The following is a 14,137-nucleotide window of genomic DNA, read 5'->3' on the forward strand; positions in this document are numbered from 1 at the left end:
CGTTTTGGAACGCAAGCCGAAGCGCACGCTTGCCTTGCGGGCTCAGGCCGCGCTGTTGGCTCGCCGTGCAGCCGCCGCGAACACGCCATCGCCGCCGAACACGAGGGTCGTAAAGCGTTCGCCTATCAGACGATGCGCGTGGCCATCGGGATGCAGCCCATCCGGCATCGGCAACGCTGCATGATCGTCTATGCCGTACAGATCGAGACCATCGAGATAATGAAGATGGGGATCGGACACTGCCCGCTGCCGAACGATGCTTTGTAGTTCCGTGCGGATGGTGGTGAGGGTCAGCTTGCCGTGCCTGACGTCGGCAGGCTCGCCCGTCGCGCGGAAAGAGATCTTGCCGGCGGCGAGCGCCTCCATGTCGAACGCGCCGGGCCCTGGCGTATTCTCGTGGGTGGCGCAATAGAGCGGCGAGACGACCAGTAGCGGCGTGGTGGGGTGCCCCTCGCGGATCGTATCGAGAAAGCCATGCACGGCGGGCGTGAAAGCCCGCAGTCTCATCAGATCGAGATTGACGAGGTTGATGCCGATCTTGATGCTGAGCAGGTCGGCGCGTGTGTCACGCATCGTCCGGGCGGTGAAGGGATCGAGCAGCGAGTTGCCGGCGAGGCCCAGATTGATCAGATCCGTGTCGCTCCGCAGCGCGGCGATGGCGGGCCAGGTCGACGTCGGGCTGTCGGCGTTGGAGCCATGGCTGATCGAGCTGCCATGATGCAGCCATACTGGCCGCGCGTCCGCAACGACGGGTTCGATCGGGGCAGACGCGCGCAACGAGACGAGTTCGGTGACTTCGCCATACGGCAGCCATATCTCGATGTGCTTGTCGTGGTCCGGGAGCGCCGGGAAGGTCAGGGTCGCCGTGGACCCGGCCTGTGCGGAAGCCTCACCGGTTGCCAAATCGATGGTGATGGTGTCCCCACCGTCCGCGCTGCACTGCATGGCGAGCTGGCCATCGACCAGCAGATCGTAGAGGCCGGGCGGCCTGGCCGGAACGCCCGCGTAGTGGCGACGGGTAGGGAACACCGCAAGCTGGATCTCGGTCGCGCGTGTGCGAAACACGAGCCGAACTCCCGCGCCCTGGCTTTCCATCGCGCCAAGCTGCGCATTGGCATACTGGGCAAGCGCCCAGGCGGGCAGGCGGTGCGGCTTTACGCCGCGCGCTGTCTGCTCAAGTTCCGCAGCACCGCGGACGATGTCTTCGGTGATGGGGGCGACGATCCATGCCGTCTGATCTGTTTTCATTGCTGCTGGTGGTGAACGTTACTCGACCTTCTGCTCATTCTCCCAGATGATGGCACGTATGCCGACGGCAGCAAAGGTCATGAGCGCCGCATGCTCGATCTTGACGCAACGATAGACAGCACGGCAGCGACGATCAGACTGCCGCCGACGCATATCATGGCCACGACCAGTGCCCTGGCCAGGGTCAACGGGTCCGGTGAAGTCCCTGCGACACTGAAGAAGACGCCACCGATGACCGCGACACCCAGTGCTGCGCTGATTTGCAATGCCGAATTCGTAATGCCCGCAATCATCCCGGAACCGCTCGCCGGTGCGCGATTGATAATCGAGCGCACCAGCGTCGGCAGTGCCCAGCCCTGACCGAATCCCAGGAGTCCCACGGCCCCGATCAACGGAAGATGAGCCGGCATCTGTCCGGGCGCGCCGGCAACGAGGGCGGCGAGGAGTGCGCAGCCGGCGACCTCGAACATCATGCCGATGGCGGGGACACGGTCGCCAAAGAGCCGGATCGCCATCGGCGTCGTCAGCGGCCCGATAAAGGCGCCGACACCGAACGGCAGAAAGACCAGCCCTGTCTCCAATGGGCTCATCTCAAGCGCCGCCTGAAGGTAGACCGAGAACGTCAGAAAGAAAGCAGAGACAACGTAGAAGAAGAGGACGCCCGTAAGCCCGCTCATCAGGCCGGGCCTCCGGATCAGCTCCACGCTGATCAGGGGCACGCCGCCTCGGCGGGCGTACGCCATTTCATATCGCCAGAAGCCTACCCCAGCGACGGGGCACGCGATCAGCATTGCGCAGGCCCACCACGGCCATCCCAGCTCCCGTCCTTCGATCAAGGGCACGATAAGCAAGCCCAGCGTGAGCGCGCAGAGCAGCACCCCGATTCTGTCTACAGGCGCAGGGCTGTCACCGCGGACGTCGGGTAGCAACGGCAACCCGAAGATCAGGACGGCGATGACTACAGGCAAGTTGATGAGAAAGATGACGCGCCACTCCAGGTGAAAGATGTCCGCGGAGATCAACGCACCCCCGAGCGCCTGCGCGGCTACGGCGGCCAGTCCCACCGCGGCGCCGTAGAGGCCCAAAGCGCGCGCGCGTTCCTTCTCCGGGAACAGCGCGTGAATGGAGGCCAGTCCTTGCGGCGCCATGGCGGCGGCGCTCAAGCCCTGCGCCACACGCCCGAGAATCAGCATGGCGGGTGACGATGCGAGGCCGCAGATCACAGATGTCAGTCCGAAACCCGCGATGCCGATCAGGAAGATCCTCCGCCGGCCGAAGAGATCGCCCAGTCGTCCTCCCGTGATAAGGAAGACCGCGTAGGCCGCGGCGTATCCGGAGATGACGAGTTGCAGCTCTGCTGCGCTCGTGTGGAGGGTGCTTTGGATCGACGGCAGGGCGACGTTCACGATGAAGAAGTCCAGCGGAGGCAGAAATGCCCCCACCAGCAACACCGCGAACGCCGACCATCGACGCGTGGAGGAGGTTGTCAGGGTTGTCGTATGCATGGGTTTCGGCGGCTACGGACCGCGTCAGGCAGGACGGCCGAAGCGTTCCGTTCCCGCGATGGGATGCCAGTTCTGGAGCGGCGTGGCGTAGTGCATGGTGAAGGTGCGCTCCACGAATGCCCAGCGGCCTTCGCGTCGCTGATAGACGTCGCGGTATTGGCCGCTCACCTGGAGCGTGCCCTGATCGACGTCGTAGAAAAGACAGTCCGCCGCCACCAGCCCGTGGCCGTTATCACCGTCCACCGTGATCAGGGCATTCGCCATCCAATGATGCATGTGGGGCATGCGCTTCATGTTGATGCGCGCTTGCGCCAGGATGGCCTCCAGGCCCTCGGAATTGCCGTTCGCGCCCAGGAGCAGTCGCGAGTCGGGATGCCAGAGAGTGGCCAGCAACTCGATGTTCATGGTGTCGAACGCCTCGGCGTAGTTGGCAATCAGCGCATCGATGGCGAAGCGGCTTTCGATGGCGTCAATGCGTGCTTCGAGTTCTTTGGACATTGGCTGTTTCCGTACCGAATGGTACATAAATGGTGAAAAAAATGCGAGGCACATGTGTGTGGTGGCCCCGCGCTGTCCTTGATTTACGTATCGAGTGGTACAAATATAAGGCGGTGAGGAACGCCGTGTCAACCGCTCGTCGCGACTTGCCCGAAAATTGTGTATCGACTAGTATGTATTTTTTTTGGTGCGGAGATGTTTATGGTTCAGCGGGGCCGGCCACGTACGTTCGACCGCGATGCGGCGATCGTTTCGGCGATGCACCTGTTCTGGGAACATGGTTATGAATCGACGTCCTTGTCGCAGCTGAAGGCGGCGATCGGCGGCGGCATTTCGGCGCCCAGCTTCTATGCAGCCTTCGAGTCCAAAGAAGCGCTGTACAAGGAGGCGCTGGAGCGATACATGGAGCTTTATGGCGAGTTGACCCGCAGCCTCCATGACACGTCGCTTCCGCCACGGGAGGGCGTGTACCTGGCGCTGCTCCGATCAGCGAGGATGCAGACTGAGAGCGGCCACCCGAAAGGCTGTATGGTTGCGCTGGGCGTTGTCGGGGCCAGTTCCACTGGCAGCGAAGCCATCACCCAGCTGCTTCGTGACGTGCGTAATCGCACGCGCGCCGGCTTCCGCGCCTGCGTAGCGCGTGGCGTCAAGAGTGGGGAACTGCGCAGCACCACAGATCCGGCATCGCTATCCATCGCGCTCGACTGTTTTTTCCAGGGACTGTCTGTGCTCGCGCGAGATCGCGTCCGACATGCCGTCATCGAGAAGGCCGTGACCGACGCGATGGGGATTTGGGATGCCGCAGTAGACCAGCCAATGCCTAAGTAGAGTTCTTGCTTGTCGTCATCGACGACAGCACGCCATCACGGCGGATCAGCCCGTGAAACAGTGCTGCGGCGAAGTGCAAAAGCAGCACGAGGAACAACGCAAAAGCGCCTACCGTGTGCAGTTGCCGCAGGAATGCGTAAAGCTGCGGGTCGTGCGGCAGGATCGGCGGCAGTTCGGTCGCCCCCCACAGCACGATCGGGAATGCGCCCGCCGACTGCATGCCCCAGCCCATCAGCGGCATGGCGATCATCAGCGCATACAGCAGCAGATGCGAAGCATGCGCGGCGATCCGCTGCGGGGCAGACAGCGAGGCGGGCAGCGGCGGCGGTCGATGCGTCAGGCGGTTGATCACGCGCAGCACGGCCAGCAGGAAGATCGCGATCCCGATCGGGCGGTGCAGCGTCAGCAGCGTGGTGTAACGGCCGGACACCGTCGAGACCATACCGATACCGATGAACAGCATGGCCACGATCAGCACGGCCATGACCCAGTGCAGCAGGCGCGAGATGAAGGAAAAGCCTTGAACCTGGTCGCTCATGATTTGCCTCCGGCATTCACTTCGGTTTCGGTGACAGCGCTAGGCGGCTTGGCCGAGCGCTCGTGCTCGCGCAGCAGGAAGGAGCGCGCATAGGCGGCCGAGCGCGCGGCCGGAATGCCATCGGCCGATACGCTGATGCCTGCCGGCAGCACAGTGGGGTCGAAGGTGATATCGGTGCAGCGCGCACCGGCATTGTCCTCGCTCGCGAGCTTGTCGAGCGTGATGGTGCCGATGTCGACCTGTTTGCGACCTTCAGGCCAAGGCAGATCCGGGCGCACCGGATCGTCCTGATTGCCGATCGTCACGATGACCTTCCACTTGAGCGGCGTGGCCGCATCCGCGATCAGCGCATCGAGCAGATAGTTCTTGTCTGCCTGCTGCGGGCCGACCGGGGCGAACGCCTGTTCGGGGACGACCGACCAACGCACCGGTGCCGAGGCGCCTTCGCGGTCCACGAACAGGAACGTGTTCAGGCCGTTGTAGGTGGTGTTGGCAAAGCCGGACGATTGCTGGCGCTTGGCGACGATGCCCGCCGCCGTGAGGAACTCGGGATGCGCGCCAACGAATGCCTTCATTTTCTCGGGATCGGGCTTGCCGGTCTTCGGATCGGGCACGCGCGTCATCATCTGTGCATAGAACGCGTCCGCGTTGGCGAACGGGAAGACCGGGATATCGATCATCGCCATACGCCATTCCCCACCGCCGTTGGGCTTGATCTGCAGTGCCAGGCTGCGGACAAGCGTCGGGCCGTCGGGCACGTACGGCAAACCGCCCGCAAAGGCGAAGCGGCCTACCACGGGGTAGTGACCGGTTTTCAATAGATCGGCCCGACTGAAGTGCGTGCCGTCGCCGGTGGCATCGAACCAGCCCGTGGCGCAGACGCCCTTGGCATGGTTGCGGCGGAAACCAACGTGTTTGCCACTGGTGGCTTCGAAGCCATCGACCACGCGATGCGGCGAGAGGCGCTCCGGTGTCAGCCATCCGGCCGTGTAGGCAAACGCGCCCGCGAGGCACAGCGTTGCCAGCCCGATCACGCCGAAGCGGATCGCCAGCGCGGCGGGGCCCAGGCTGGGTGGACGCTCCGCAGGGTTCCGCTTGTCTTGGTCCATGGTCACTCCTGCTGAATGGACAGCTTATTTTGTGGGGGTACGATGGAACGTGATTCGATGTGGGAGCGTACGCACCCGCGCGTCGCCAAGTCCTCGCCAAACCTTAAACATTCTGTGAGAACTGACCGACACCATCATCGCAATATAATGTTGGATACTCTTTGAAGAGCATTGCGATGTTTCCAGTATCCATTAAGGGTGTCCTACTTGCCCCATCCGGCGATGTGATTTTGTTGATGAACGAGCGGGACGAGTGGGAACTGCCAGGTGGCAGAGTCGAGGTGGGTGAAGCTTCCGAAGATTGTTTGGCGAGAGAGATTCGCGAGGAGTTGAACCTGCAGGTCAATGTCGGCCGGCTGATCGATTCCTACCTGTTCGAAGTCGTGCCAGAGAAGCACGTTTTTATCACAACGTACGCGTGCGAGATGGCGGGCACATTCTTCCCTTCGCTCAGCCATGAGCACAAATGTCTGGGTTTATTTCACCCTGACGCGCTCCCTCCCAATCTTCCGGATGGCTACAGGAGATCCATTTTGCGCGCCATGAGCATGCGGACGGTTAACGCACGTCCGCATGGAAGCGCCGCGTTTATTCGAGTTTGATGCCGGCTTGCGAGACGATCTCCTTGGCTTTCGTACTGTCGTTTCGCACCAACGCGCCAAATGCCGCGCGAGTTTCCGTGCGCGGTTCCTGGCCCTGGACCACGATGCTGTTACGCACCTCCGGTTCCTGCAACACCTTGTTGATCTCCTTGTTCAGGCGTTCCGCAATTGCCGGCGGCATATTTGGCGGCGCGAATACCCCGTACCACTCGACCTGATGGAAATTCGGGTAGCCGAGTTCGGCCAGTGCCGGCACGTTTGGCAGGACCTGGCTGCGTTTCTGCGATGTCACGGCGAGCGCGCGCACCTTGCCGGACTGGACAAGACTGATGGCCGATGCCACCGAGGTTCCAGCGAGGTCGACATGCCCGCCCATCAGGTCGGCAATGGCGGGCGACGAGCCCTTGTACGGCACGTGTTGAAGCTTGATGCCCGCCGTGTTCTGCAACATCACGCCGGCCACATGCGCGACGCTGCCGGTGCCGGAGGTCGCGAAGGAGACTGGCTTGCCGCTGGCTTTCGCGGCAGCCGCAAGCTCGCCCCAGGTTTTGTACGGCGACGATGCGTTGACGAGCAGCACCATTGGCGCTTCCACCGCAAAGGCGATCGGCGTCAGGTCTTTTACCGGGTCGAACGTCAGCTTCATCAACCAGGGCGCCAGTGCGACGTTGGCGGTCTGGCCAATGACCAGCTCATACCCGTCCGGCTGTGCGCGCGCGGCCTCGGCCAGACCAAGGGTGCCGGCGGCGCCAGGGCGGTTTTCGGGCACCACGCGCCATCCAGTGACTTCGGATAGCCTAACGCTGAGCGTCCGACCGATAAAGTCCGTGCCACCGCCGGGCGTGGACGGAATCACCATTCGGATGGGCTTCGTGGGTTGCCACTCCTGGGCTGCAACGCCGGGAGCAAAGTTGACGAGCATCGCGCCCGCGAGCAAGGCTGGCATCAGGGCATTCTTCATACATTGTCTCCTCGATCGGTGGGGCTTTAGCCCTCGGTGTAGCGAGCTTCCTGCGCGATTGCCTCGTGCAAGCCAACAAAATCGTTGTACTCCTCGAAGGGCGTGAGCATGTGGGCAATGGCGCTGATATCGCCGCCACTGCGCAGGAACGTTTCCATCATGTCTTTCACGGCCTTGTGCATCGCCAGCAGTGGCTCGACGGGACACAGTGCAAACCCAAAGCCGAGTTCCCCAATCTGTTTCAGCGTGAGGCGAGGGCTTTTGCCCGATGTGACCATGTTGAACAACAGCGGCTTGCCAAGCGGCTTGAGCTGGCGGCTGATCTCCTGCATCTGCTCCGTGCTTTCGACCGCATCGGCATAAAGTCCGTCTGCGCCGGCCTCCGCATAGGCGATCAGGCGCGCAATGGCGTCATCCAATCCATTCACTGCGATGGCGTCAGTTCGCCCGACGATGAAGAAATCGGGATCCTGCCGTGCATCGACCATAGCGCGCAGCTTCTGCACCATGTCGTGACGGCTGATGAGTTGCTTGCCCGCGAAGTGCCCACATTTCTTCGGGAGCGCCTGGTCTTCCAGGTGCAGGCAGGAGGCGCCAGCCTCCTCCCACAGGCGAATCGTGCGCTGCACGTCGAGCATGCCGCCATAACCGGTGTCGGCGTCGGCGAAGACGGGGAGGTTGGTGGCGCGGCAAACACGACGGATGTGTTCGAACATATCGCGTTGGGATAGCGCACCCATATCCGGTTCGCCAGCCTCGACGCCGCACGCAACAAAGCCGCTGACAAACAGCGCCTTGGCGCCGGCCGCTTCGGCCAGCTTCGCGGTAATCGCGTCATAGGCACCCATGCAGACAAAGGGGTCGCCGGCCTGAAACAAGGCTCGGAAGCGCTGGTTACGACTCATGGAAGCTCCGGTGTAGGGAAAATGGTAGCGCTATCATAGGTAAGTTTGGTAGCGCTACCATATAAGTGATTTCCCGATAAGGCTTGCTGTTACACTTCGAAATCCGCAAGCGGTCCAGCGTCCACTATCCCCATGTCCGCCCCAGTTGACCCAAAGCAGCCCCAGCCAACGGGGCAACTCTCGATGAAGGAGGTGGCGCGCCTGGCCGGCGTGTCGCCGATGACCGTCTCGCGCGTCCTCAGCGCGCCGCACCTCGTGAAGCCCGAGACCCTCGAGCAGGTGCAGTCCATCATTCGCGCGGTTCGCTATGTACCCAATCGCGTAGCGGGCAGCCTGGCGTCGCGGCGCACCAGCCTGGTGGGCTTGATCATCCCCAGCCTCAGGAACGCGCTGTATGCGGAGACGATCCAGGGGATCTCCGATGTCCTGCAGCGCCATGGCCTGCACCTGATGATTTCGGACAGCGGATATTCGCTGGAGCGCGAGGAGGCGTTGATCTCTGCCTACCTGTCCCAGCGGCCCTGCGGCCTCATCCTGCACAACACCACGCATACGGAAGCGGCCCGCCACCTGCTCCAGGACTCCGGCGTGCCATGTGTGGAAACCGGCAACCTGACGACGCAGCCGATCGATATGGCCGTCAGTTACTCGAATCGGGAAGCGGGGCGGGCCATGGCGGACCACCTGTTATCGCGGGGATATCGCAGGTTTGGTTTTGCCAGTCTTCCCATCAGCGGTAACGAGCGCTTACGCGAGCGGCGCGACGGTTTCTTCGATGGGCTGCGCGCGGCGGGCATCGAGATCGATCCGGCGATGGTGCTGGAAGTGGGCGAGGGCCTGGAAAACGGTAGTCATGCGCTAGCGGAACTCATGCGCCGGGACGCGTCGGTACAGGCCCTGTTCCTGGCCGGCGACGTGCTTGCGGCCGGCGCCATCCTCGAGTGCACGCGCCGTGGTCTGCGCGTGCCGGGCGATATCGCCATAGCGGGGTCTGACGACAACGAACTTATGCAGCAGACGGTGCCACCGATCACCACGGTGCGTTTTCCTCGCTACCGCATCGGCGTCCGTAGTGCGGAGCTGATCGTGTCCCGGCAAGAGGAAGAGCGCTCACAACCGGACACACAATCGGCGACGGAAGACCTGGGTTTCGAGATCGTGCCACGCGGCAGCACATGATGCAAAGCGCATCCGCTACAGGCATCCCAGCGCGCCAACGCTAGCCCCAAACCCTCGTCAGCGCGTCCAGCGCCGCCACGATCAAGGGTTCGTTCTGGCGGGAAGCCTGGCAGACAAACTGCAGCTGGCAGCCGATACGCACACGGTCTGCCACGGCCAGCCCTGAAATCTGGCTCTCGCGTATGGCCGTGGCATCGCGGACGAGGGCAAGTCCGACGCCCGATTTGATCAGATCCAGCATGGACGCCTCCTGATCCACCAGCGCCGTGCGACGGGGCGCCAGTCCCCTTGGATCGAAGACGCGCGCGAGCAAGCGCGAGTGCACAGATTCCGGCGGCGTCGCCAGCCAGGGGAGGTTTGCCAAGGCTTCCCAGTCGGCGCCCGTCACCTGGGAACCCCAGCCCGCAGGCGCGACGACCCGGTATTCGAAGCGGGTCAGCGTGCGGACCATGAGATCCGGCTGCAGCCGTTGCGTGGTTTCCGTATCTGGGCTCAGGTAGAAGCAGACATCCAGGCTGCCCTGCTGCACTTGCGCGAGCACGCTGCCACTCATTCCGTGGCGCAGTTCCGTTTCGATCTGCGGCGCCGATTGAACCAGTTGCCCAAGCCAGTCGCCCAGCCGGGTGAATGACGGCTCCAATATCGTGCCCACGCGAAGCGCGCCCCGCACGGTGCCGTGCAGGCGGTTGACGGCATTAGCGAAGTCCTGGACGGCATTCAAAGTGCGCTCGGCCTGCGGCAGCAGCGCGGCGCCATCGACGCTCAGGACTAGCCCATGAGCGGTACGCTGGAACAGCGTCAGGCCGGTGATTTCGGCTAGCCGCTTGAGCTGGAGGCTGACGGCGGGTTGTGATCGGTGCATCAGCTCGGCCGCCCGCGAAACACTTCCTTCACGCGCCACGGAAACAAACAAGCGAAGCGTCTGCAGGTCGAGATTGGCTGGGTTCATATTTGCGCAATTTATATCTTTGATTGCGGAAACTCAATGGATCCGTCGGGATTCCGAGGACACACTGCGTCCATTCGCCAGTTGAAAGAGCGATTCAAGCTGATTCCGGAGACGCAGCATCGTGCACACCACCGCCACCTCTACCGCCACTTCTGCCGCCACTTCTACCGCCACCACCGCACCCACCTTCGACTACATCGTGATTGGCGCTGGCACCGCTGGTGCTCTGATGGCCAACCGGCTAAGCGCGGACAAGACACGGCGCGTGCTGCTCATCGAAGCCGGCGGCAAGGACAACTATCCGTGGATCCACATCCCGGTCGGTTACCTGTCTTGCATTGGCAACCCACGCACCGACTGGCTCTACAAAACCGAACCCGATCCGGGCCTGAACGGCCGGCAACTGCGCTACCCGCGCGGCAAGACGCTCGGCGGTAGCTCCAGCATCAACGGCATGATCTACATGCGCGGCCAGGCGCGTGACTATGAGCAATGGGCCGAGCTCACCGGCGACGCCACCTGGCGCTGGTCGAACGTGCTGCCGGCGTTCACGCGGCACGAGGATCATTACCTTGGCGACACCGGAGGCAACGAACCGGATTTCGCCGAACACCATGGCCACGGGGGCGAGTGGAGGGTGGAGAAGCAGCGTCTACGCTGGGACATTCTCGACGCCTTCGCCGAAGCCGCTGTCCAGGCTGGCGTGCCGCACACGGCAGACTTCAACCGCGGCAACAACGAGGGTGTCGGGTATTTCCAGGTCAACCAGAAAGCGGGCTGGCGCTGGAATACCGCCAAGGCATTCCTGCGGCCCACTTGCCACGACAGGCCGAACTTCGAACTCTGGACTGGCGCGCAGGTGTCGCGCCTGCTGGTCGAGCGGCAGCCGGATGGGCGCCTGCGGTGTACCGGTGCGCGGGTGTGGGATGGACGGCAGTTCGTCATCGTGCGTGCCGCGCGCGAGGTGCTGCTGTGCGCGGGCAGTATCGGCTCGCCGCAGATATTGCAACTCTCGGGAATTGGCCCTGCCGGACTGCTAGGTGAACACGGCATCGAGGTCCTTGCCGATCTGCCCGGAGTCGGCGAAAACCTGCAAGACCATCTGCAAATTCGAGCGGTCTACAAGATCGAGGGTGCACCCACGCTCAACGTGCTGGCGTCCAGCCTGTGGGGCAAGGCGCGCATTGGCCTGGAGTACCTGCTGTCACGGAGCGGCCCGATGAGCATGGCGCCCTCGCAGCTGGGGGCGTTCACCCGGAGTTCGCAGGAGCACGCCTGGCCGAATATTCAGTTCCATGTCCAGCCGCTTTCGCTGGAGGCCTTCGGCGAACCGCTGCACGCTTTCCCGGCCATCACCGCCAGTGTCTGCAATCTGAATCCCAGCAGCCGGGGCACCGTGCGCATCCGCAGTGCGGATTTCCGGCAGGCGCCGGCGATCGCGCCGAACTATTTATCAACCGCTGGTGACCGACAGGTAGCTGCGGACTCGCTGCGGGTGACGCGGCGCATCGTCGGGCAGCCGGCGCTGGCCCGCTACAAGCCAGAGGAATACAGGCCCGGCCCGCAGTACCAGACCGACGAGGATCTGGCCCGGCTGGCGGGCGATATCGCCACCACGATCTTCCATCCCGTAGGCACAGCGGCAATGGGCGGAGATGGCGACCCCAAGGCCGTGCTCGACAGCCGGATGCGGGTACGCGACGGCCAGGGCAGCCGCATCATCGGGCTGCGCGTGGTCGATGCCAGCGCTATGCCGATGATTACGAGTGGCAACACCAACAGCCCGACCCTGATGATGGCCGAGAAGGCGGCGGAATGGGTGTGTGCGGACGCCGGGCGCGTCTAGCGCGGGCCGCTCAACGCTCGAGAAACAGCCTCAGCTTGTCAGCACGGCTCGGATGCTTCAGCTTGCGCATCGCCTTGGCTTCAATCTGTCGGATCCGCTCGCGCGTCACGTCGAATTGCTTGCCGACTTCTTCCAGCGTGTGCTCGGTGTTGGTATCCAACCCAAACCGCATCCGCACGACCTTGGCTTCGCGCGGCGACAAGTCGCCCAGTGCCGCGTCGATCTGCGCGCGCAGGCCTGACAGAATGGCTGCCTCAGCCGGGGAGCTCGTCGCGCTGTCCTCGATCATGTCGCCGAGCGTTGTGTCACCTTCTTCACCCACTGGGGTCTCCAGCGAGATCGGCTGCTTGGCGATCTTGAGGATGCCGCGCACCTTCTCCTCGGGCAGCTCCATGCGCTCGGCGAGGACCGCTGGATCGGGTTCTTGTCCGGTCTGCTGCAGAATTTCGCGGGAAATCCGGTTCAGCTTGTTGATCGTCTCGATCATATGCACCGGCACGCGAATGGTTCGCGCCTGATCGGCAAGCGCCCGCGTCACGGATTGTCGGACCCACCACGTCGCGTACGTCGAGAATTTCCAACCGCGCCGGTATTCGAACTTGTCCACCGCCTTCATCAGGCCGATGTTGCCCTCCTGGATCAGATCCAGGAACTGCATGCCGCGGTTCACGTACTTCTTGGCGATGGAAATGACCAGCCGCAGGTTGGCTTCGATCATTTCGCCCTTGGCTTGCCGCATCTTGCGCTCGGCGGCACCCATCAGGCGGTTGATCTCCTTGAGCTGCTGGAGCGGTAGTGCGACCTTCGCCTCGATGTCGATGAGCTTCTGCTGACTCGCCTGAATGGCGGGCAGGTGCCGCTCGAGCGCCGGGCCGAACTGCGCTGAAGTGGCAGCCGCACGGAGGGTCCAATCGAGGTCGGTCTCGTGCCCTGGGAAGGACTCGATAAACGCCTCGCGGGGCATGCCGCAGCGCTCGACCGCGATCTCCAGGATGGCGCGCTCGATCGTACGGACTTCCGCTACCTGCTCGTGCACGCTCGCACACAGGCGATCGATCATCTTCGCCGTAAAGCGGATCGGCACGAGTTCGCGCTGGATTTCAGCGCGCACGCTTTCGATCGCTGCGGAACGCGTCTTGCCCGTGGCGGGTACCTTGGGCATCTGTTCGAACAGGGCACGCACGCGCGCAAAAATCACCAGACTGTCGGCGGTGAGCTGTTCCAGACGGGCGGCGTTGGCTTTTTCCGAATCGCCGGCGCCAGCGTCGTCATCGTCCGCGGCATCGTCGCCATCAGACGTATCGGCGTCGGAGTCGTCTGCCTCGGCAACCACGTCTTCGGACGCAAGGGCCGTGTCGCTTGCATCCACGACTTCGCCGTCGATTGCCTCGGTAATGCCGTCGACGAGTTCGTCGATGCGCGCTTCACCGGCAGCGATGCGATCCACATCAGCCAGAATCAGAGACACGACTGACGGGCAGGCGGCGATGGCCTGAATCATGTCGTGCAGGCCACCTTCGATGCGCTTGGCCACCTCGATCTCGCCGGCGCGGGTCAGCAGTTCGCTGGAGCCCATTTCGCGCATATACATCCGAACCGGATCCGTGGTGCGGCCGAACTCGGAGTCGACGGTCGACAGCGCTGCCTCGGCTTCCTCGTCCGCCTGATCGTCGGATGCTGCCGCGGTAGGCGCGGCATCACTCAGCAGCAGCGTCTCTGCGTCCGGCGCCTGCTCGTAGATCGCCACGCCCATGTCGTTAAACGTGCTGACGATGGTGTCCATCGCCGCCGGCGTCACATTATCGGGCAGGTGGTCGTTGATATCCGCGTGGGTGAGGTAACCGCGCTCGCGGCCCAGTACGATCAGCGCACGCATCTGGACCTGGCGATCGGCGTCCTGGCGGGCAATGGATGCCTTGTCCGACAGTGTCCCTACCGCCTGGGTCTTGCCCGTTGGCCGGCGGCGGCT

Annotated in this window: 13 protein-coding genes; 4 read left to right on the forward strand and 9 right to left on the reverse strand. The window is 63.3% G+C overall.

Annotated features, from left to right (window positions below):
* Window positions 1-42: 42 nt before the first annotated feature.
* The 3 genes from LDO41_RS22340 to LDO41_RS22350 form a co-directional block, all read right to left on the reverse strand.
* On the reverse strand, window positions 43-1,248 hold the full coding sequence (locus LDO41_RS22340; protein WP_223992176.1) for an SGNH/GDSL hydrolase family protein: 1,206 nt from the start codon (window positions 1,246-1,248) through the stop codon (window positions 43-45).
* A gap of 77 nt (window positions 1,249-1,325) precedes the next feature.
* Entirely contained in the window at window positions 1,326-2,753 is a 1,428-nt protein-coding gene (locus LDO41_RS22345; RefSeq protein WP_223992177.1) for an MFS transporter, read from the reverse strand.
* A 24-nt stretch (window positions 2,754-2,777) separates the two neighbouring features.
* On the reverse strand, window positions 2,778-3,251 hold the full coding sequence (locus tag LDO41_RS22350; protein ID WP_223992179.1) for a nuclear transport factor 2 family protein: 474 nt from the start codon (window positions 3,249-3,251) through the stop codon (window positions 2,778-2,780).
* Window positions 3,252-3,452: 201 nt separating this feature from the next.
* Between LDO41_RS22350 and LDO41_RS22355 the strand changes: the two genes are divergently transcribed.
* Entirely contained in the window at window positions 3,453-4,079 is a 627-nt protein-coding gene (locus tag LDO41_RS22355) for a TetR/AcrR family transcriptional regulator (protein WP_223992181.1), read from the forward strand.
* On the opposite strand, the gene LDO41_RS22360 is transcribed toward LDO41_RS22355, so the two are convergent.
* Together LDO41_RS22360 and LDO41_RS22365 are read right to left on the reverse strand one after the other, a co-directional pair.
* On the reverse strand, window positions 4,072-4,617 hold the full coding sequence (locus LDO41_RS22360; protein WP_223992183.1) for a cytochrome b: 546 nt from the start codon (window positions 4,615-4,617) through the stop codon (window positions 4,072-4,074). The genes LDO41_RS22355 and LDO41_RS22360 overlap by 8 nt on opposite strands.
* Complete coding sequence (locus LDO41_RS22365; protein ID WP_223992184.1) at window positions 4,614-5,726, reverse strand: catalase family peroxidase; 1,113 nt, start codon at window positions 5,724-5,726, stop codon at window positions 4,614-4,616. Before LDO41_RS22365 ends, LDO41_RS22360 begins: the two co-directional genes overlap by 4 nt.
* Window positions 5,727-5,887: 161 nt before the next feature.
* Here LDO41_RS22365 and LDO41_RS22370 point away from each other — a divergent pair, with 161 nt between their 5' ends.
* Window positions 5,888-6,328 (forward strand): NUDIX hydrolase, encoded by a 441-nt coding sequence (locus tag LDO41_RS22370; protein ID WP_223992186.1) that lies wholly within the window; start codon window positions 5,888-5,890, stop codon window positions 6,326-6,328.
* Here the strand turns inward: LDO41_RS22370 and LDO41_RS22375 are convergent.
* Together LDO41_RS22375 and LDO41_RS22380 are read right to left on the reverse strand one after the other, a co-directional pair.
* Window positions 6,315-7,289 (reverse strand): Bug family tripartite tricarboxylate transporter substrate binding protein, encoded by a 975-nt coding sequence (locus LDO41_RS22375; RefSeq protein ID WP_223992187.1) that lies wholly within the window; start codon window positions 7,287-7,289, stop codon window positions 6,315-6,317. The two genes, LDO41_RS22370 and LDO41_RS22375, sit on opposite strands and share 14 nt — an antisense overlap.
* A 26-nt stretch (window positions 7,290-7,315) precedes the next feature.
* On the reverse strand, window positions 7,316-8,194 hold the full coding sequence (locus tag LDO41_RS22380) for an isocitrate lyase/PEP mutase family protein (RefSeq protein WP_223992189.1): 879 nt from the start codon (window positions 8,192-8,194) through the stop codon (window positions 7,316-7,318).
* A 132-nt stretch (window positions 8,195-8,326) separates the two neighbouring features.
* Between LDO41_RS22380 and LDO41_RS22385 the strand changes: the two genes are divergently transcribed.
* Entirely contained in the window at window positions 8,327-9,373 is a 1,047-nt protein-coding gene (locus LDO41_RS22385; protein WP_223992191.1) for a LacI family DNA-binding transcriptional regulator, read from the forward strand.
* Between the two features lie 40 nt (window positions 9,374-9,413).
* Here LDO41_RS22385 and LDO41_RS22390 read toward each other — a convergent pair whose 3' ends face one another.
* Complete coding sequence (locus LDO41_RS22390) at window positions 9,414-10,322, reverse strand: LysR family transcriptional regulator (RefSeq protein WP_223992193.1); 909 nt, start codon at window positions 10,320-10,322, stop codon at window positions 9,414-9,416.
* 229 nt (window positions 10,323-10,551) lie between these two features.
* Between LDO41_RS22390 and LDO41_RS22395 the strand changes: the two genes are divergently transcribed.
* On the forward strand, window positions 10,552-12,168 hold the full coding sequence (locus LDO41_RS22395) for a GMC family oxidoreductase (RefSeq protein ID WP_253074803.1): 1,617 nt from the start codon (window positions 10,552-10,554) through the stop codon (window positions 12,166-12,168).
* A 10-nt stretch (window positions 12,169-12,178) separates the two neighbouring features.
* On the opposite strand, the gene rpoD is transcribed toward LDO41_RS22395, so the two are convergent.
* Window positions 12,179-14,044: an RNA polymerase sigma factor RpoD gene (rpoD, locus tag LDO41_RS22400; protein WP_253074804.1), complete on the reverse strand. Its 1,866-nt coding sequence runs from the start codon at window positions 14,042-14,044 to the stop codon at window positions 12,179-12,181.
* Window positions 14,045-14,137 lie beyond the last annotated feature (93 nt).

This window comes from Cupriavidus pampae (assembly GCF_914271485.1).
Classification (GTDB): domain Bacteria; phylum Pseudomonadota; class Gammaproteobacteria; order Burkholderiales; family Burkholderiaceae; genus Cupriavidus; species Cupriavidus pampae.

Coding starts and splice junctions, on each gene's coding strand:
- LDO41_RS22375 (WP_223992187.1), bottom strand. CDS start 7,289: ATGAAGAATGCCCTGATGCCAGCCTTGCTCGCGGGCGCGATGCTCGTC.
- LDO41_RS22355 (WP_223992181.1), top strand. CDS start 3,453: ATGGTTCAGCGGGGCCGGCCACGTACGTTCGACCGCGATGCGGCGATC.
- LDO41_RS22365 (WP_223992184.1), bottom strand. CDS start 5,726: ATGGACCAAGACAAGCGGAACCCTGCGGAGCGTCCACCCAGCCTGGGC.
- rpoD (WP_253074804.1), bottom strand. CDS start 14,044: ATGCGTGCGCTGATCGTACTGGGCCGCGAGCGCGGTTACCTCACCCAC.
- LDO41_RS22360 (WP_223992183.1), bottom strand. CDS start 4,617: ATGAGCGACCAGGTTCAAGGCTTTTCCTTCATCTCGCGCCTGCTGCAC.
- LDO41_RS22350 (WP_223992179.1), bottom strand. CDS start 3,251: ATGTCCAAAGAACTCGAAGCACGCATTGACGCCATCGAAAGCCGCTTC.
- LDO41_RS22395 (WP_253074803.1), top strand. CDS start 10,552: ATGGCCAACCGGCTAAGCGCGGACAAGACACGGCGCGTGCTGCTCATC.
- LDO41_RS22340 (WP_223992176.1), bottom strand. CDS start 1,248: ATGAAAACAGATCAGACGGCATGGATCGTCGCCCCCATCACCGAAGAC.
- LDO41_RS22380 (WP_223992189.1), bottom strand. CDS start 8,194: ATGAGTCGTAACCAGCGCTTCCGAGCCTTGTTTCAGGCCGGCGACCCC.
- LDO41_RS22345 (WP_223992177.1), bottom strand. CDS start 2,753: ATGCATACGACAACCCTGACAACCTCCTCCACGCGTCGATGGTCGGCG.
- LDO41_RS22385 (WP_223992191.1), top strand. CDS start 8,327: ATGTCCGCCCCAGTTGACCCAAAGCAGCCCCAGCCAACGGGGCAACTC.
- LDO41_RS22390 (WP_223992193.1), bottom strand. CDS start 10,322: ATGAACCCAGCCAATCTCGACCTGCAGACGCTTCGCTTGTTTGTTTCC.